Source organism: Bacillus sp. 1021, from assembly GCF_014534735.1.
GTDB classification, from domain to species: Bacteria; Bacillota; Bacilli; order Bacillales; family Bacillaceae; genus Bacillus; species Bacillus siamensis.
The window spans coordinates 286,370-301,969 of record NZ_JACVSR010000001.1; the positions used below are offsets into that span (position 1 = coordinate 286,370).

Genomic DNA, 15,600 nt, shown 5'->3' on the forward strand with positions numbered 1-15,600 from the left:
TTAGGAACCTCTCCTTTTTATTTTTTATTTATGACACCTTCTATTGCCTCAGAAATTGTTGACCATTTTTCTAGTCCGCGTGCTACATGCGTACCTTTACCTGCTATTGTCGCGTATGCTTCGTATGTATTATTGGCTTCGAAAACTCTCACCGATAGATCCCTTTCCTTAAAGAGTAGCCATTCTTGCTTTTCTCCTTCAAATATCATGATTCTCTCCTTCTACTTCGATTAAACTTATAATCTCGTTTATATCTTCAATGTCTAAGGCATTTGCTATACGTTCAATATGTCCGAAATTAATATTTTGCCTCTTACCGTTTATTAACTCACTTAACGCTGCATGTCTAATTCCACATATATCAGCGAGAGCTCGGAGCGAAAGATTCTGCTTTTCCAAAAGATCCCCTATATTAACTTTAACTTTTTTCATTAATTGACCTCCAGATGTATTTTTTTCTTGACTATACGCAATAGCGTACCATATAATCGGAAGTAAGTTGGTACTTAAAAGCGTAACAATTTAAAGGGAGGAACATTTAAATGAAAACGATTGATATCAAAAAGGAAATTCTTTCTGCAGACAAATGGCAACGAATAACTGTCGACTATGTAAACTATCCAAACGTCTGTGATCCGGAAGGCTATCGAGAGCCGATTGAGGTTTTGCATATCGGAAACGACATCACGCTAGATGTTAGCTCAGGTTATATATCTTTATCGCGATTGCATTACAACGAAGAAGGTAAACCGGAGCTTGGCGACAAAGCCGAGGAGCTTGCTGAATTTGAAACCGGCATTGAAATTGAACTTACATCCGAAGAGATCGCAAATATGACCGTACTTGAATTCATGATTAAAATAGCTCAATCGAAAGAGGGTGCAGAATAATGGAAAAGATCAAAATCAATCACTTTTATTTTATGGAGGAAGGAAAACGAATTGAGGAGACAGTCGAGGCAATTGACCTTGGGAATGGCTATGCGCTTACAATGACCGATGCAACTGAACCGGATCATTATGTCATGATTCATACGATATATGAAGGTTCTTACGGTCCGGAAATCGGCTGGCATTCCGAAATAAGCGAAAATGTAATGTATTCAATACCGAAAAACGGCCGCATTCCGAGTTTAGAAGAGATCGCATCCATGTCAGCGGTCGAGCTTATGCTGTTCTTAGCCGGTAAATATCGAAAGGAGGCGGCGTAAATGCAAGTTCGTTATGCACGCACAATTGTCGGATGGTTTAACGTGTATCCGGCAGGAATTGACCGTTATGTCAATTTGAAGCCGGAGGACTTTTTCGCTCTTTTACCGCAAGTATCTCAGTGGGTACGTTCTGGCTGCGGAGAAATTAGTGTTGCTGCGGCATTTGAACTTTTTGGTGAGCAGGAGGCGCAGCCAGCATGAGCCAGTTCCAAGCGCAGAAGGTGCATCTGGTCCGGCACGGATCGGCGGATTTTCCATATAAAGAAACCCATGACGCCTATTTAATCGCAGCTGATACGGTAGCATTGTGCGATTTTGATGCGTGGGGCGGCGGCAGATTTGCGTTTTACGACACGGGCGGCCTAACGCAAAAGAATGACGGATACCACTTATACGCCGATGCGCACCCGGAATCATTCACATTTGAATTCGCTAAGACTACGGCGGCCCTAAAGAAGCTCGACGGCCGCGAAATAACAGATATGAGTGTCGCGCAGTTCAAGCGGATGTTTTTCACGGGAGGAGAAGGCCATGTATAAAGTAGGCGAAACTGTGCGTTTTTGGGGCGTTAAGACGGACGGCTTGACGTGGTTATCAGCCGAAGCCATGACCGGTAAGGTAATCCGCCGGCAGCACGAAGAGCGGATATATACGATCGAGGGACAGCGGGGAACCGTTCACGATGTTCCGGAAAAGTTAATTGATTGAGGTTCCGCAATAAAAGCCGGTTAAACGCCGGCTTATTTTTTTGTCCATTTTCCGAAGTGTATTCGCAGTTATAAATGACGGGGGAGAAAGTTTCGTCATCCATGTCGCAAAATTGACGGTAGCCTACCCATTATACAAGTGTAGGACGAAACCGACGGAAGTTTGTGCCAATCCGGAAGTTGGTACGCAGTTAAAACGATGGAACAAATCCACGTTGAATTGTGCGGTTTGAAAAAGTCACGGGTATTATCTAGTGAACTGCGCGGTTTTCACCTTACTTGCATATTGTTTTGTGCAAGATGTCGCAATACTGGCTGCTACCTACCCGTTATATTAGTGAGAAATAAAAACACTCACAACATTGTGTGGGAGGAGGATAAGTAAATGGAGCAATTTAAAAAGTATTTGCCGAATGATAAGACTGAATTATTAGAACAAACAAACTTTGAAATGTATAACCTCGATCTTATGCGCAGGGTGTTTCCACGTATTATTGATGAGTTTGATCAAATTTATAAACGAAAACAAAGAAAGCCACAAATTAGAGACATTATCGCTTTGTACTTTTATCTACTTTCCTATGTCGACGGCAAGCATACGTTAGAGAGTGGCGAAAAAAGTAAACGCTTTGGAGCTAGCTTTCCAGCGAGACAGAAAATTGCAGATGACTTAGGGATTGCAGAGAAGCGAATTAAGCCGCTCGTTGATATTTTGCTAACAAACGGTTTGTTACTCGAAGCGAGGGACGTTTGGATCGGGACAAGTCGGTATAAATGGTACTTTGTTTCTTTTTGTCCGAGGATCAGTGATGACGGCTATATAGTTTCGGAAGGTGGGGAAAAAATACTGCCCGATCTTTCTGTTTATAAGTGATACAAGCAACAGAGGGCTGTTTGGATACATGTATAAGAGGAGAGTATGCAAGAAGGTGCTAGATACCCAAGTAAACATACCAATAGAAACATACCAACGTTAAACATACCAACAAATAATAGCACTCAATTAAAATACTTTCGCGCAGATACTTATTAATTAAATGAATTCTATCGCGATAAATAATATCTGCAAGATTGAGCGAAAGCGAACGATTGCTTTGTTTCAAAAAGAAAGGAGGAAATAAAAATGAAAATAAGTCAACCGAAGGAAGAGCTCAAACAAAAAATAAATAGATGGAAAACCGAAGTTAATTCCGATTTTGTGGACGCTTTCCACCTGAATCGCGAGATTGATGCCGCGCTCTCGGAATACGTTCAGGCCACCGGAAAAAGCCCGATGCAATCGGCGTCCGGATTGATGAAGCCTATAAGCGATCTGCTCGTCAAGGTTCACGAAAATATCGAGCGGCTTCAAGTAAAGGAACGTACCCGCGAAGAGTGGGAGCGCGAGGAGGACAAGTACATACCGCCAACGCCTTCCGAGGTTAAATCAGGATATCGAGTGTGCGCCTGTTGGAATTGTAATAATGTTTTTAAGCGCCTCGGAAAAAAGAAATATTGCAGTGACGCATGCGGTCAAGAGCAAAGAGACGCCAGTAAACGGTTGGAACGAACAGGCACGTACTTAGCTCCAAAACGTGACGGATATTTGCTTAACCGAGAAGAGAATGCCGGAAAAAAAGACGAAGGGAGACTCGTTTTTTCTGATCGAATACATTTATATGGGAAGCGTGAATTGAACGGAAATCGCCCGTATTCTCCTCGTAGAAATACAGAAGCAAAACAGCACGGCGATATAAAGTTTGGCCGAGTTTGGGGCAGCGGGGAAGAGAAATCGGAGTACGAAAGATTCAGGGATGGTGAAAGTCCGGGAATCTTTACGGTTGATATTGCGTCCGGTCTTAAAATCTACCATACAAACGGGAAAAAACACGTATATAGTGAGAAGGGTGCTGGCGCGTGGCATCTCCTTCAATCTTGCATTAGCCATTCTGGCTAATGTTTTTTTCTGCCTTTTTTTTCGATACTAAGTTAAGAAAATTTAACAAGGAGGGTAGACCATATGGAATTAACCGGTGATCAGTTTTTAAAAATTCGCCGAATTTACAGGCTATCCCAAAAAGATGTAGCAGATTTAACAGGGGTTTCGGAAGCTTTCATTTGCATGGTCGAAAACGGGAAGCGAAAACTTACTCCAAAAGTCTCTACAAGATTAGCAGATAAATTGGATCTTAACCCTGCTAAAGTGATTAGCCTGCTTGAATTCTACGCGCAGACGGAGGTTATTAAATGAACCAGCGAAAGATCAACACGATGCGAACGAAACTTGGCCGCCTCGCCCGAAACCAATGCGCTAATTACAAAAGCAGTGGTGCCTGTGATCTTCAGCGTTGCGGTGTGTGTACCGTTGAAATCAAAACGGATTCAATGCCGGGGAATGTTTGTCCCTACTTTATGCGAAACGTTCTGCCCGTAGATCCGGTTTTAATGCGGAAGTATCTCGAATATTTACAATCCGATCATCCGTTACAGAGCAAGTCGAACAGGGCGGAAAAATGCAAACGTTGCGGCCATCGATTCGAGCGCAAAAGTAACCGGCAACTATACTGCGCCGGATGTGCGGTTAAAAGTGAAAAGGAAAATAGTCGGCGAAGGAATCGAGATTATCGTGATAGACAAAGAAAAAGAATGACGATTTAGACGTCTGTAAACGTTGATATGACGGGCTTTTCAAATGCAAAAACCGGCACCCGGCTATATTACTATTAGATTTCGATTTTTGAATCTAAAGGAGGTACATCTTTGACTAACGTCTTGGTCTACGTAAAACCTGACGAAGTGCTCACGGTAGACGTGGAAACAGGTGAAATATTACGAAAGATTAGCGGCTGTCACCGGGACTTACTCGTGTCACAGGCGCTTTTTTACTGCCAGAATGCCGGCGAAGTACCCACAATCGTTTATCAGAGGGAGGAAGATGTATGTACTGCGTATCTAAAATGACCGAATTTTGGGGGAGTTACGGAGAATCAGGCGGCTCGTACATCCGAGAGGCAAAAGGCGGGAGCTTTACGGGATTGCTGCCCGGCCGCATTGCACTTATCGAACTGGATACGGAAAGAGGAACCTATATTGTATCGGGTCGCGATGGCGGGATCATAGCGATGTCGACCATCAAGCGGAATCAGAAGGCCAGTGACACCGATTTCCGACGTGTACTCCTCGAAGCGGTCACCGATGCCGCAATACACTTCGGCGCCAAGAATGCGTTTGTGCTACGCGGATCGGAAAGAGTGCCGTTAGATGAGTATGAGGCGGAATTATTTGCGGAAGAGAAGGCGGACATATGAAGCATACACTCTATATCGCGAAGGTGGGCGACGAGAAACGGGCGGCCTACGCTTACATCGTTACAAATTACGAGGGCATACAGGCCGCCGGCCATTTCATCACTGCGGGCAAGCACAGGCACGACGGCCAGATGACCGATCATATCGCTTTTCAGCGCGCTTTACGAGCTGCATCGGCTTTAGCGGGCGTTGTCGACCTAACGATCGTCTTTGACCACTCGCTCATTGACTTGGCATTCGAAATGGTCGAGGTTGAGCGTCCGAAATACCCAACCATCTATCAGAATTCTGTACGTTTGACCGGCCGGTTCCAGTCGCATGAATTTGCGTCGACAGATTTTAACGAAATGGGAGCATGTCCGGAAGAAGTTTCCGTAATGGATGATGCGATGGAGGTTCTGGGTAATTGGCGGACGTTTAAGGGGCGTTTATTACTGCTGAAAAATTGCCTTTTCAACAATAAAATTATCATTTCTTAGGAGGGGTACGATGAAGTTTAAGTATTCAGATGAACTCAAAGAAAAATTGTCGGAGCTTGAGGGCCTAGAGGAGCAGAAGAAAAAAGCACTCGAAAGGCTTCAGGAACACGACGAAAAGTTAGCGAAGGAGCTTCAAAAGGCTGAGGAAGATTTGAAAGCGGCCACAATGGAACTAGCGCTCGACGCATCTTCAGCAAAGAGAACGAAAGAGCGTAAGGCGAGGGAAACCGTTGCATCGTTGCGGCTGGAAGTTTCGGGCGGATACGAGAGGAAAACGTCCGTTAAGCAGGCGCACGAACAAAAGATACATGCGGTCAAAGGAGACATCCTCCGGAAGTTATCAGATGAAGTAACCGCACATAAGAGCAAACATGAGCAGGCAGCGCTTGACCGCGTACGTAAAGCTAAGATGGAATACTTAGAAGCCGCAGCCAGTTACCACGATTTAATTAATATTCAATGCCGTCAAACGTACTTCGATGTAGGCCGACAGATAGGTGAAGCGCAATTCGCTACCTACGATGGGCTATTCGAAAGGCACAAACCGAGAATTTACGTCACAGAGCCGACCTTCACGTATAGACCTAACGGGACAAACCCATACGGGATCATTGAGCCGGAAATACACCGGGCATGGTTAAAAGGAGAAATCCCCGCTGAATAAACAACCAGTAAGACAAAATAAAGGAGGACTTTATAATGAATAGATTTGAAAAGATGAGCCAGAGTTACGCGCAAATGGAACAAATTCGTGAATCAGTCAAAGGCTTGGTTAGGGAGGCTAAACAGGGTTTTGAGAGGCGCGAAACAGAAATCCTTCGAGACGTTACCCTTACACATGTAGGCCAAAAACAGCAACTAGATAAGGTGCGCGCTCAATATTTAAACCAACTATTAGGCCAACTTAAGAGTGCTAAAAAGGAATTCGATAAGATTTCCGATAGTGCGGTCGCTTTTGCGGATGAAATCCTTCTCGCCGAGCCTGAAAAACCGTCCGCAGCAGTAGAAGCGGAATTTGAGCGACGTCTTACCGCCCTTAAAACGGATACTGTACTGGCGGCAAATACTAAAACAGGATTGAGTAAACTAGAAGCTTTCGTCAACACGATTGATAACCCGTATTTTGCTCGGAAAATGATGGCTGAGTTTCCGGCGTTGGCAGCTTCTTTTGTTGATAAAGATGTATCAAGCCAACTCAAGCTCGGCCATATAAATATGAAGCTGACAAACGTGGCGTCTACCGAAGAACAAAAACAAGCTCAACAGATTAAGGAGTCCGCATTGAGTAAAAAAGATCAGCCACTTATTCCGGAATATGATCAGTATTATAATGTTGCGACTAAAACGTTTGGCCATCAGGTGGCTGACTATCTCCGTAATCCAGAAGCGTATTCCAGCCAAGAGTAATTTAATAGAGCACGAAAAGCAAGGGTGTCCGAAATGGGCGCCCTTTTTTATTTTACCTAAAAGGAGCGAATGAGATGGGAGAAGTAATTCCTTTTGTAACGAAAGAAGAAGCAGACAGAGTCGCATATGCAGTTGGTGTTATCGAATGGGTGACAGAAAAAGTCCTTAAAGGCAACGGGAATTTTACAGACGAGCAGGGAGAAAAAATAGTTGAAGCAACTAAGGTCTTAGATCAATACAGCGCAGAGGAGATTGTGCTTTTCTTCAATCGCTCACAAGAAGGCGGTAAAGAATGAGCGGAGCGACGGTAGGTGAGATCCGGGCGCGCCTTGTACTTGATATGAATGATTGGTCGCGGAGACAGACGCAAGTCAGGGGCGATATGACGAGAATGGGCCGTTCATCAGCGAATCTGTCGAAACAAATGGGCCTCATCCAAAAGGCTTCGCTTGCGGTCGGCGGCGCAGTCGTAGCCGGCATCGGTGTTTCCGTCAAGAAAGCGGCTGACTTCGAGGAGGCCATGTCGCGAGTTAAAGCGATCAGCGGTGCGACCGGTCAGGACTTCGAAGATCTGAAGAATATCGCGGCTAAGATGGGCGCCGAAACAAAATATACCGCGGTCGAAGCGGCCGAGGGTCTTCAATATCTTGCGATGGCGGGCTTCAGCGTAAAAGCGCAAGTCGGATCGTTGCCGGCCGTGCTCAACTTGGCGGCAGCTTCAGGCGAAGGGCTCGGACGTTCCGCGGATATCGTTTCGAACATCATGACCGGCTTCGGCATTAAAGCGGAAGACTCCGGGCATGCCGTTGACGTACTCGTAAAAGCGATGACGACGGCCAACACGGATCTGCCGCAATTAGGCGATGCAATGAAATTCGTCGCCCCTGTTGCGCACTCTCTCGGATATTCAATCGAAGACACTGCGACGGCCGTTGCGAAAATGTCAGATGCCGGTATTCAGGGATCGATGGCGGGTACGGCGCTTCGTGCGTCACTCTTACACCTTACGAATCCGGTCGGGCAGTCGGCCAAAGCGATGAAAAAGTACGGCATCGAAGTAAAGGACGCGCAGGGAAATCTAAAGCCGATACCGGAACTTGTCGGTCATATTTCGAAGCAATTCGAAGGGATGACATCGGCACAGAAAACGGCAGCGGCGGCACAGCTCGTCGGAGTTGAAGCGGCTTCCGGATTCGTTACGCTCTTGGGCGTCGGAGAAAAGGGACTGCGCAACTATTCGAAGACACTGAAGGAAGCCGGCGGGACTGCGGACAAAGTAGCGAAAACGCAGATGGATAACCTCAAAGGGTCGTTCGAACAGTTTACGTCTGCGCTCGACGGCCTCGGAATCGCGATCGGTAACGAGTTTTTACCTACTTTCCGAAAAATTGTCGAAACTGGTACGAAGGTAGTCGAGTTCCTTAGCGAACTGAATCCGGGGATCATCACGACGGGCCTCGAAATGGCGGGCGCGGCGGCAGCAGTGGCGCTGGTTGCGTCGTCCATGATGAAACTCGGAATTGCAGTACGCGGTTTGTTCGTTGCGATGGGTCCGGCCGGATGGGTAATCACCGGGCTATCTTTATTAGCGGGAGCACTTGTCGGGGTAAAAGCGGGATACGATCAGATGAATACTGTTAGTTTAGAGGCGGCCGAGTCGAAACAGAAGGAAATAGATTCTATCAACAGCTTAACGAAAGAGTTCGATAAACTTCAAAATAAAACGAAGCTGACTGCCGATGAATTCGTTTACTATCTCGATTTGAATGATCGAATTAAAACGGAGACGGATGCCAATTCTATCAAACGAATGAAGGAAGAACAGGAAGAGTTGCGTAAGAAATCTGGACTGACAAACGAGGAATTTAATCGCTACCTTTCGCTTAACGACAAGGTTTTAGAGAAGGCACCGCAAACAAGCGCTGCGATCACCGATCAAGGTAATGCGTTCGCAAAAAATACTAAGGCGTTAAAGCGGCTGACTGAGGAAAAGGCGGAAGATTTGCGACTTGATCTGGAAAAACAGAAAAACCTCGCAGATAAAAATTATGAAGACAACCTAAGTAAGCAGAAGCAGCTTACAGGAGAAATAAAAGATCTGACAAAAGAGAGGCACAAAAGCGAGAGTGAGATAGCAGATCAGCTTGCTCTAATTGAAGAAACTGAAGGGAATATAAGAGACGCTAAACTCGAAGGAAACACGAAAGAAGTAGCTTCACAAGAGACTGTCCTTGAAGTTCAGAAAGGGACCTTAAAGACACTAAGAAGCCAATTAGACACCAGCTTACAGAAAATTTCAGCTAAAAAGACCGAACTTGATAAGGTAAACGAAGAAATATCTAAGCTGGATACTATTCGTCAGAAGATGATCGACCTTGAGCTCCGTCAAGTTGGATTAAACGCCAAAAAGGGCGAAGGCGTGAGAGTGATCGATAAGGAGATTGGGCGCTTACAAGATGCGAAGGCGAATCTGAAAAACAACACGACAGCAGCCGATCGTAAAACGGATGAATATCGAAAGTCTGTTAAAGCAATTGACGATGAGATCGCAAACCTTCGTACCGCAAGAGGACGAGTCGAGGAGATTACGTCAGAAGCCAATAGAATGAACGCTGCTCTAAGTAAGGACATCTCGAAGCGAATAACAACAATCACATCGGATGTCTCCATGAAGACAGAGCGAGCTGTAAGTCGGGGAAGAGGGAATGAGGGCGCCTACCACACTGGCGGCGTTATCGGCCTCGGACAGATCAATAAACTTCACATCGGCGGCCTAGCGTCTCAATTTGCTAATCCGATGAGCCACGAAGTCGATATCCGGGCCCTGCGTAACGAAATGGTGCTTACTGAAGCGCAACAGGCGAATCTTATGCGAATGATTGACGCAGGGCATACGGCGGGGCTCGGAGGAGAGTCTGGCTTATCCTCGGATATGTTGCGCGCGCTCAGTTCGATTGAGCAGGCGATTAAGACGAAAGGCGGCGCTTCCATAATCGTAGATGGATACGAACTAGGCCACGTCATTGAGCCGCATATCAGCGCGATCCAACAAGACGGCCTCGATATAGAAAGTCTAAGGAGCGGGAGGTGATTTCGAATGGGAAATACGGACTTCATAAAGAAAATCGCTCCGGATGCGTAGAAAATATACGTGAATTATAAAATTCTCGCCAGTCTTGTAATCGCGCAAGGGTGCTTAGAAAGTGCGTACGGAACCAGCGGCCTCGCAGTGGTGTGGGGTGAAGTGTTTTGAAAGCGATTGAATCAGGAGTAAACAGAGACAGTCAGAAGGTTGCCGACGCTACTTTTCCATACTCTGATCGGGAAATGATGGATGAAATCAACACGGCGGAGTTGTTGGATGGGTGGTAATACCGGAGTTGACGAAGCAGGGCGGCTAATGCCGCCTTTTAGTTTCATTCGTCATACGTTTGCCAACTATAAAATATAAGGGAATTTTCTAAACTCTTGCATATCTATAGCTGTTTTTAATAAAAGCATGATGGTATCTTCCCTTAGAAGGAGCCGACATTAGACCATCATACACACCTTGGGGCACATCAAAATAATCGTAAGTGCCGCTGTTAAAAACAATCCGTAGCACTTTGGATTGAGAATTGTATCCAACAGCGCTTAAATTTGAAGAGTTAACTGGGACTAGGTTCATTTTATCACCTCCATTTGGTATATATTTCTGCATATAAGATCAAAATACCTTCAAAAACTAGACGAAAGGATGAGGAAATTGTCTGAATTTAAAACGCTAAATGAAATCGTTGAACAACTTAAGAGCTGCGGGTATGAATGCGAGGCAGGACCGTTAGAAAATAACGCAGCTTTTCAAAAGCTTGCGGAATTAGCTGACGACGAATTACGAGAGCAACCGTAAAACAAAGTTTCTATCGAGATTGACTGAGTGTTAAAATTATACTCTTCTTTACCTTGCGTGGTTGAGGGGCCATAGTTTATAATCGGAGATAATAGAATAAGGACGTTCAATGTTAGTTGCATGACTTAACGCTGATATACCAACGTTTGACTTACCGACTGACTTATCGGATCACTTGCGGATACCTTGACAGGGTAGAGGTCGCTGGTTCGAGCCCAGTCGGAATCATAGCCGAAACCCTTGCGTAGCAAGGGTTTTTTACTTTTTATTGAAACGGCTCTAGAGGCTTACATTATTCCAGTAAGAAGGGCAAGGAAATGGCATTGATAGCTATTATGCACTGAAAACCAAAAATTCGTCAGACCGTTCCTTATGAGTTCTCCAGATAGTAACTGCGGATCGAAAACAAAGTGAAACTTGAAGCGGTATTAAGGTAATAAAAAGGTCCCTTGAATTTCAAGGGACCTAAAGTTTTAATCATCACTCTTATACCTTTGGGGGATCTTGTCTCTCCAGTCGAGTATAAGTTTTTTGAATTTTTCTGTCTCCATGGAGCTTCTATCGTTTTCATTTTCTGTATAAAGGTGTTCTATGACTGTTTGATCTTCTTTTATATATGCAATGGTTGTATTTAGTTGAATCTCATATTCTTCAGAAGAACCATCCAATACGTCTTGAATCATTTTCAAGTATTCATCAGCTTCATCTACCGAAACAATGTCTTCAATGAAGTCAGAAAAGTATTCTAACCCTGCGGGGAGAACTACTCGTAAGTATCCTAAATGGTCTCTTTTACATTCAAATGAATATTCCATAATAAATTCAATCATTCCCTTGGTTTTTTATATAAAGGATATGCAGTAGCTATTGAGCCATCTTTATTAATATACATTTCTACATCAATCCCTGATGATGTTTTGCCGATATACTTATTATCTCGTACTTGTTTTTTGTTTTTGTAAGCTTCGGAAATTGTATTGTAAACTTTTATTCTATCCCATTCTTTTGGAAAGAAAGTTGACCTTGCTACTTTTTTTATTCCTTTTACTTCTACTTTAGCTCTATATACCCCATTTATATCAGGCACTTCTTCTGTTCCAGGTATTATATTGCCACCCATCATACTCTCATGATGATAACCTACAGCTTTATTTTTCCTATTAACTTCACCATGATATACGTGCTTTATCGTTTTCTTATTAATACCATTTGAATTGACAGATTGCCTGAGAACACTCTCTTTCTGCTCTTCAATAATACTTTTCAACAAAGGCGTATTCTTCACATTGTGAGTATTTTCAATATCCTGTGCTAATCCGGCAAGCGCTGGTTCGTACTTGTTTTTCGAAACGGAATTGATATAATTTTTTCCTTTTTCAATCCCGGTTTTTACATGTTTTGCAGCCGCTTTTTCTCCGGCTTCCAAGACGTTATCCACTTTGGCGGCGCCTGTTTTCGCGAGCTTGCTTGATACTTTTACAGCTGAGCCGGAACCTTTTAGTCCGACGATACTCCCGATGGCGTAGGTGATGTAATGTGATCTTGAATATGCATCCCCGTTAACCATTTTATCATTCCATGAATCCGCCAGGTTTGTCCATATGATTTTTGCGTAAGAGGGCGTGTTCAGTACAGCCGATATGGTTTTAGCGACTTTTTGTTCATCAGAGAGATGGTAAAAATCCCATGCGCCGACAGCCAGATCTTTGACGCCTGTTATGGTGTCTTTTCCGACATCATAAAGGCCGACGCCTATTCCTTTGACGATATCCCAAGCCGTTTCGCCGACTTCTTCGAGCTGTTTTGTTTGTTCAAGCTGCATCACATATTGCACCTGAGCGTGTTCAAGGTTTTCATAGCCGATCTTCTTCGCGATTTCCAAATATTCATCCGGATCGGTCACACCATCAGCCAGCTTTTTCTTTAGATCCTTGATTTCCCGCTCTTTCGCCTCTTCCTTTTTAATCGTCAAATAAGCATCCGAATGTCTTGCGATATCGCCTTTTTTCTTATGGGTGTCGCTTTCTCGGTACGCTTGGGCATTGTAGTGAAGCGGCGTGGCGCTTTTTCCTTTGCCTGTGGCGTTTTGGAGCTGCTGGAAGTCGGCTTGAATGAACTGTTCGTTCGCTTCGGTTTCTGCGTATTCTTTCGTTAAATCGTGATCAAGTTTGCCGAGCTTATGTATCGTTTCGCTTCTTTTTTTGTCAGCTGAAGAGAGCTTCTGATCCGTGTTTTCGGTTGAAAACAATTCGAGCGAGATGATGTCTTCGATCTCTCCGAGGATGGAGCGCATGTCCTTTTTCTGCTCTTCCATAATCGCCTTTGATTTACTGAGGGCATGGGTGAGCTCGTGCTCCAGAAATGATTCCTCCACATGCGAATTGGAAAGTCCGGCATCTTCGACCTTACCGGGAAGGCTTGTGAGAAATGCGATTTTCATATCGATCAGATCAAGCCAGCTGTCTGTGACGCCGGCGTGGTCCTTGAAAAAAGCTTTAATGTTATTGGCGCCCCGGCCTGAGAAATCGCCGTCACCGAGATCAGCCATACCTTGAAACGCTTTTTTCAGATTGACCATCTGACCGCGCAGTTTTTTATATTCACCCGCGCGCTGTTTGGCAGCGGACAGCAGGGTGGTTGCTTCGAAAACTTTCATGACCATGTCCTTTCACTCGAAATATTTCAACAAGATTTTACCATGGAGGAATGAGTAATAAGGTCAATGTCAATGTACTATCTAAAATGGAAAAATGAATCATTTGACCTAATTAAGTGAATTGGAAAGAGTAAGCGGGGTAAAAAGGTTGGAACAGTCTTATTAAAGACAATATTACTTTAATAAGGAGAAATAATTATGAAACAATTTCATTGAAAAGAAAGTATTATTAGATAATGAATTGTAGTGTGTAAAAGATGAAAATGGTGTAATTCAGGATAAAGGTGAGTTATTAACCGGAATTGATATGTTAACGGAAAATAATGTATAATGTACCGGGCGGCTTTGAACTCATTGAAGGTAATGAACATGAAGAAATGGAAATTTTTCATAAGGTACATCCTGACTGAAGAGACTTAATTCAATGAAAATTAACCTATTTATCCTGTTCTTTTTTAGGAGGAAGGTATGTCAATTTTAACAATAATTGAAATCGTGTTAGTGGCAACTGTATTAGGGTTATTTGCATGGACTTTTAAAAAAGAGAAAAATACTGATGAAGAAGTATTAAATTATGCTAGATATATAATTTATTTGCTTGTCGCTGAAGTTGCATTGTATGCCGTATTTCAAATTGTTTAAGTTTACTCTTGGCAAAGAGAGCTGTGAATCATGATAGATGTCTTAACTAATATCTTAAAAAATGACAGACTGGATGAATACCCATTATTTAAAAAGTTTTGCTCTCTCAAAGAAAAAGGGTTACGTAAAGAATCCTTTAAAGCATTATCTTCGTTTATCGATGAAGCCAAAACGTGGGATAATCATGCACAACAGAATTTTGCTTGTTGGCTATTCGCTTTATTAGAAACCTCCGATGATATTCACCATATACTTGTTCACCCTTTAGAAATGGATCTTTTAAAGCCTTTGCTTGAATCATGGATGAAGGCTAACCCCGAAGATCCAAGACCATACAGGTGGTATGGTGTGTTTTTAAATACTGAAAACCGTGTCGATTACTTAAATAATGCACTTAGACTAGGCGGCAGTAATGAACAATTATCTTTATTAACATTAATCGATATTCATTTGAACGCCTTGTGGTATTCATTTCATCACATATCCGAAGATTTATACTTAGGCGATATTAAAGAAGATCAAGCACTTCTTACCAAGTCCCGGCAGTTGAACAATAAGATAGAATGTCAACAAACAAGAAAAAGCAATAACGAACAGCTTAACTATTATCAAGATTTGTTGAATGACTGGTTGTTGTTTAAAGAAGAACAATCAAAGGGATTTGTTGAATGGTGTGAAAATAAGGGCAGAAGCTATCCTTGGGTCAAATCTTATTATTACGAAAAATAGCAATTGCAAGCATGTTTGATTTTTAACCGTAAGGGGAGATAGATTTGATGGCAGTAAGATACGTAGCTGTCCTTATTTTGTCGGCCATATGCTCTGCACTGGTATATGTTATCACCTTGGATCAAGCTGAATATGTCCCTTATCTTATAATTAGCGGGATCATGTTGACATGTTATTCAATTTTTGAATTGCCATTGCAGCTTTTCTTAAACCGAAAAGCTAGAAGGTTCAATTTTAAATATCTCTTAATATACACAGTGTTTTCATTTATTGCATGGCTAATCATGGCGGTTCTCTTTGAACCTTATAACCCAATAGGGTCTATACTAGCGAGTTATGAGATATATTTATTCAGCGTATTATTTGCTCTGATCTTTAGTTCTTCCCTTCACTTCAAATATTGTACAATTTCGGAAGAGTGAGTAACTTTGAAGTGAATGGATTGAGGATAGAGAGAAAAAACATTGTTGTTGCGGAAGGCTGGGGGAAATGGGCATCAATCCTGGGAGACATTTATCAGCAGCCACGATTTAAGTATGTTGAATGAAAGCTGCTTGTTTAAATTTGTTAGTACATAAATTGTGAGATTTACTT

Annotated in this window: 24 protein-coding genes; 19 read left to right on the plus strand and 5 right to left on the minus strand. The window is 43.3% G+C overall.

All coding sequences use genetic code 11. The features are described 5' to 3' along the window. Window positions 1–17 precede the first annotated feature (17 nt). Entirely contained in the window at window positions 18–209 is a 192-nt protein-coding gene (locus ICW23_RS01555) for a hypothetical protein (protein ID WP_188153912.1), read from the minus strand. Next, window positions 199–432, minus strand: coding sequence for a helix-turn-helix domain-containing protein (locus ICW23_RS01560; RefSeq protein ID WP_160222970.1), 234 nt, complete (start codon window positions 430–432; stop codon window positions 199–201). The genes ICW23_RS01555 and ICW23_RS01560 overlap by 11 nt, the downstream gene beginning before the upstream one ends. Before the next feature lie 110 nt (window positions 433–542). On the opposite strand from ICW23_RS01560, the gene ICW23_RS01565 reads away from it, so the two are divergent. The 15 genes from ICW23_RS01565 to ICW23_RS01630 all read left to right on the plus strand — a co-directional run bounded on the left by ICW23_RS01565 (window position 543) and on the right by ICW23_RS01630 (window position 10,181). Beyond that, window positions 543–890, plus strand: a complete 348-nt coding sequence (locus ICW23_RS01565) for a hypothetical protein (RefSeq protein WP_125122412.1) — start codon at window positions 543–545, stop codon at window positions 888–890. Further along, on the plus strand, window positions 890–1,210 hold the full coding sequence (locus ICW23_RS01570; RefSeq protein ID WP_071347032.1) for a hypothetical protein: 321 nt from the start codon (window positions 890–892) through the stop codon (window positions 1,208–1,210). Before ICW23_RS01565 ends, ICW23_RS01570 begins: the two co-directional genes overlap by 1 nt. Next, window positions 1,211–1,411 carry a hypothetical protein gene (locus tag ICW23_RS01575; protein ID WP_188153913.1) on the plus strand — a complete coding sequence of 67 codons (201 nt, stop codon included), beginning with the start codon at window positions 1,211–1,213 and terminating at the stop codon, window positions 1,409–1,411. After that, on the plus strand, window positions 1,408–1,749 hold the full coding sequence (locus ICW23_RS01580; RefSeq protein WP_188153914.1) for a hypothetical protein: 342 nt from the start codon (window positions 1,408–1,410) through the stop codon (window positions 1,747–1,749). Before ICW23_RS01575 ends, ICW23_RS01580 begins: the two co-directional genes overlap by 4 nt. Then, entirely contained in the window at window positions 1,742–1,918 is a 177-nt protein-coding gene (locus tag ICW23_RS01585; RefSeq protein ID WP_188153915.1) for a hypothetical protein, read from the plus strand. Before ICW23_RS01580 ends, ICW23_RS01585 begins: the two co-directional genes overlap by 8 nt. Before the next feature lie 384 nt (window positions 1,919–2,302). Further along, window positions 2,303–2,791: a hypothetical protein gene (locus tag ICW23_RS01590; protein WP_188153916.1), complete on the plus strand. Its 489-nt coding sequence runs from the start codon at window positions 2,303–2,305 to the stop codon at window positions 2,789–2,791. Window positions 2,792–3,040: 249 nt separating this feature from the next. Continuing rightward, a complete protein-coding gene (locus ICW23_RS01595) occupies window positions 3,041–3,853 on the plus strand; it encodes a hypothetical protein (protein WP_188153917.1) in 813 nt (270 codons plus the stop codon). Between the two features lie 63 nt (window positions 3,854–3,916). Beyond that, window positions 3,917–4,147 carry a helix-turn-helix domain-containing protein gene (locus tag ICW23_RS01600; RefSeq protein WP_188153918.1) on the plus strand — a complete coding sequence of 77 codons (231 nt, stop codon included), beginning with the start codon at window positions 3,917–3,919 and terminating at the stop codon, window positions 4,145–4,147. Between the two features lie 20 nt (window positions 4,148–4,167). After that, window positions 4,168–4,554 carry a hypothetical protein gene (locus tag ICW23_RS19305; protein ID WP_223152223.1) on the plus strand — a complete coding sequence of 129 codons (387 nt, stop codon included), beginning with the start codon at window positions 4,168–4,170 and terminating at the stop codon, window positions 4,552–4,554. 281 nt (window positions 4,555–4,835) lie between these two features. Continuing rightward, window positions 4,836–5,204 (plus strand): hypothetical protein, encoded by a 369-nt coding sequence (locus ICW23_RS01605; RefSeq protein ID WP_188153919.1) that lies wholly within the window; start codon window positions 4,836–4,838, stop codon window positions 5,202–5,204. After that, on the plus strand, window positions 5,201–5,683 hold the full coding sequence (locus ICW23_RS01610) for a hypothetical protein (protein WP_188153920.1): 483 nt from the start codon (window positions 5,201–5,203) through the stop codon (window positions 5,681–5,683). Before ICW23_RS01605 ends, ICW23_RS01610 begins: the two co-directional genes overlap by 4 nt. Before the next feature lie 10 nt (window positions 5,684–5,693). Further along, window positions 5,694–6,347 (plus strand): hypothetical protein, encoded by a 654-nt coding sequence (locus ICW23_RS01615; protein WP_188153921.1) that lies wholly within the window; start codon window positions 5,694–5,696, stop codon window positions 6,345–6,347. Window positions 6,348–6,382: 35 nt separating this feature from the next. Then, on the plus strand, window positions 6,383–7,090 hold the full coding sequence (locus ICW23_RS01620) for a hypothetical protein (RefSeq protein WP_188153922.1): 708 nt from the start codon (window positions 6,383–6,385) through the stop codon (window positions 7,088–7,090). Between the two features lie 74 nt (window positions 7,091–7,164). Then, a complete protein-coding gene (locus ICW23_RS01625) occupies window positions 7,165–7,386 on the plus strand; it encodes a hypothetical protein (protein WP_041482358.1) in 222 nt (73 codons plus the stop codon). Continuing rightward, complete coding sequence (locus ICW23_RS01630; RefSeq protein ID WP_188153923.1) at window positions 7,383–10,181, plus strand: phage tail tape measure protein; 2,799 nt, start codon at window positions 7,383–7,385, stop codon at window positions 10,179–10,181. Before ICW23_RS01625 ends, ICW23_RS01630 begins: the two co-directional genes overlap by 4 nt. 369 nt (window positions 10,182–10,550) lie before the next feature. Here ICW23_RS01630 and ICW23_RS01640 read toward each other — a convergent pair whose 3' ends face one another. Then, complete coding sequence (locus ICW23_RS01640; RefSeq protein ID WP_375804999.1) at window positions 10,551–10,790, minus strand: KTSC domain-containing protein; 240 nt, start codon at window positions 10,788–10,790, stop codon at window positions 10,551–10,553. Window positions 10,791–10,835: 45 nt separating this feature from the next. Here ICW23_RS01640 and ICW23_RS01645 point away from each other — a divergent pair, with 45 nt between their 5' ends. Further along, window positions 10,836–10,979 carry a hypothetical protein gene (locus tag ICW23_RS01645; protein WP_188153924.1) on the plus strand — a complete coding sequence of 48 codons (144 nt, stop codon included), beginning with the start codon at window positions 10,836–10,838 and terminating at the stop codon, window positions 10,977–10,979. A 473-nt stretch (window positions 10,980–11,452) separates the two neighbouring features. On the opposite strand, the gene ICW23_RS01650 is transcribed toward ICW23_RS01645, so the two are convergent. Further along, entirely contained in the window at window positions 11,453–11,809 is a 357-nt protein-coding gene (locus ICW23_RS01650) for a hypothetical protein (protein ID WP_016938186.1), read from the minus strand. Beyond that, entirely contained in the window at window positions 11,806–13,635 is a 1,830-nt protein-coding gene (locus tag ICW23_RS01655) for a T7SS effector LXG polymorphic toxin (RefSeq protein WP_188153925.1), read from the minus strand. The genes ICW23_RS01650 and ICW23_RS01655 overlap by 4 nt, the downstream gene beginning before the upstream one ends. A gap of 468 nt (window positions 13,636–14,103) precedes the next feature. On the opposite strand from ICW23_RS01655, the gene ICW23_RS01660 reads away from it, so the two are divergent. The 3 genes from ICW23_RS01660 to ICW23_RS01670 are packed head-to-tail and all read left to right on the plus strand — an operon-like array spanning window position 14,104 to window position 15,428. Then, on the plus strand, window positions 14,104–14,277 hold the full coding sequence (locus ICW23_RS01660) for a hypothetical protein (protein WP_188153926.1): 174 nt from the start codon (window positions 14,104–14,106) through the stop codon (window positions 14,275–14,277). Between the two features lie 30 nt (window positions 14,278–14,307). Next, complete coding sequence (locus ICW23_RS01665) at window positions 14,308–15,006, plus strand: hypothetical protein (protein ID WP_188153927.1); 699 nt, start codon at window positions 14,308–14,310, stop codon at window positions 15,004–15,006. 47 nt (window positions 15,007–15,053) lie between these two features. Further along, the gene (locus ICW23_RS01670) at window positions 15,054–15,428 is read left to right on the plus strand and encodes a UPF0715 family protein (RefSeq protein WP_016936505.1); all 375 of its coding nucleotides are present in this window, start codon (window positions 15,054–15,056) and stop codon (window positions 15,426–15,428) included. Window positions 15,429–15,600 lie beyond the last annotated feature (172 nt).

Bases quoted from the DNA above. Each gene is read 5' to 3' on its own strand.
- ICW23_RS01555 (WP_188153912.1), bottom strand. From the start codon at position 209: ATGATATTTGAAGGAGAAAAGCAAGAATGGCTACTCTTTAAGGAAAGG.
- ICW23_RS01560 (WP_160222970.1), bottom strand. From the start codon at position 432: ATGAAAAAAGTTAAAGTTAATATAGGGGATCTTTTGGAAAAGCAGAAT.
- ICW23_RS01565 (WP_125122412.1), top strand. From the start codon at position 543: ATGAAAACGATTGATATCAAAAAGGAAATTCTTTCTGCAGACAAATGG.
- ICW23_RS01570 (WP_071347032.1), top strand. From the start codon at position 890: ATGGAAAAGATCAAAATCAATCACTTTTATTTTATGGAGGAAGGAAAA.
- ICW23_RS01575 (WP_188153913.1), top strand. From the start codon at position 1,211: ATGCAAGTTCGTTATGCACGCACAATTGTCGGATGGTTTAACGTGTAT.
- ICW23_RS01580 (WP_188153914.1), top strand. From the start codon at position 1,408: ATGAGCCAGTTCCAAGCGCAGAAGGTGCATCTGGTCCGGCACGGATCG.
- ICW23_RS01585 (WP_188153915.1), top strand. From the start codon at position 1,742: ATGTATAAAGTAGGCGAAACTGTGCGTTTTTGGGGCGTTAAGACGGAC.
- ICW23_RS01590 (WP_188153916.1), top strand. From the start codon at position 2,303: ATGGAGCAATTTAAAAAGTATTTGCCGAATGATAAGACTGAATTATTA.
- ICW23_RS01595 (WP_188153917.1), top strand. From the start codon at position 3,041: ATGAAAATAAGTCAACCGAAGGAAGAGCTCAAACAAAAAATAAATAGA.
- ICW23_RS01600 (WP_188153918.1), top strand. From the start codon at position 3,917: ATGGAATTAACCGGTGATCAGTTTTTAAAAATTCGCCGAATTTACAGG.
- ICW23_RS19305 (WP_223152223.1), top strand. From the start codon at position 4,168: ATGCGAACGAAACTTGGCCGCCTCGCCCGAAACCAATGCGCTAATTAC.
- ICW23_RS01605 (WP_188153919.1), top strand. From the start codon at position 4,836: ATGTACTGCGTATCTAAAATGACCGAATTTTGGGGGAGTTACGGAGAA.
- ICW23_RS01610 (WP_188153920.1), top strand. From the start codon at position 5,201: ATGAAGCATACACTCTATATCGCGAAGGTGGGCGACGAGAAACGGGCG.
- ICW23_RS01615 (WP_188153921.1), top strand. From the start codon at position 5,694: ATGAAGTTTAAGTATTCAGATGAACTCAAAGAAAAATTGTCGGAGCTT.
- ICW23_RS01620 (WP_188153922.1), top strand. From the start codon at position 6,383: ATGAATAGATTTGAAAAGATGAGCCAGAGTTACGCGCAAATGGAACAA.
- ICW23_RS01625 (WP_041482358.1), top strand. From the start codon at position 7,165: ATGGGAGAAGTAATTCCTTTTGTAACGAAAGAAGAAGCAGACAGAGTC.
- ICW23_RS01630 (WP_188153923.1), top strand. From the start codon at position 7,383: ATGAGCGGAGCGACGGTAGGTGAGATCCGGGCGCGCCTTGTACTTGAT.
- ICW23_RS01640 (WP_375804999.1), bottom strand. From the start codon at position 10,790: ATGCAGAAATATATACCAAATGGAGGTGATAAAATGAACCTAGTCCCA.
- ICW23_RS01650 (WP_016938186.1), bottom strand. From the start codon at position 11,809: ATGATTGAATTTATTATGGAATATTCATTTGAATGTAAAAGAGACCAT.
- ICW23_RS01655 (WP_188153925.1), bottom strand. From the start codon at position 13,635: ATGAAAGTTTTCGAAGCAACCACCCTGCTGTCCGCTGCCAAACAGCGC.
- ICW23_RS01660 (WP_188153926.1), top strand. From the start codon at position 14,104: ATGTCAATTTTAACAATAATTGAAATCGTGTTAGTGGCAACTGTATTA.
- ICW23_RS01665 (WP_188153927.1), top strand. From the start codon at position 14,308: ATGATAGATGTCTTAACTAATATCTTAAAAAATGACAGACTGGATGAA.
- ICW23_RS01670 (WP_016936505.1), top strand. From the start codon at position 15,054: ATGGCAGTAAGATACGTAGCTGTCCTTATTTTGTCGGCCATATGCTCT.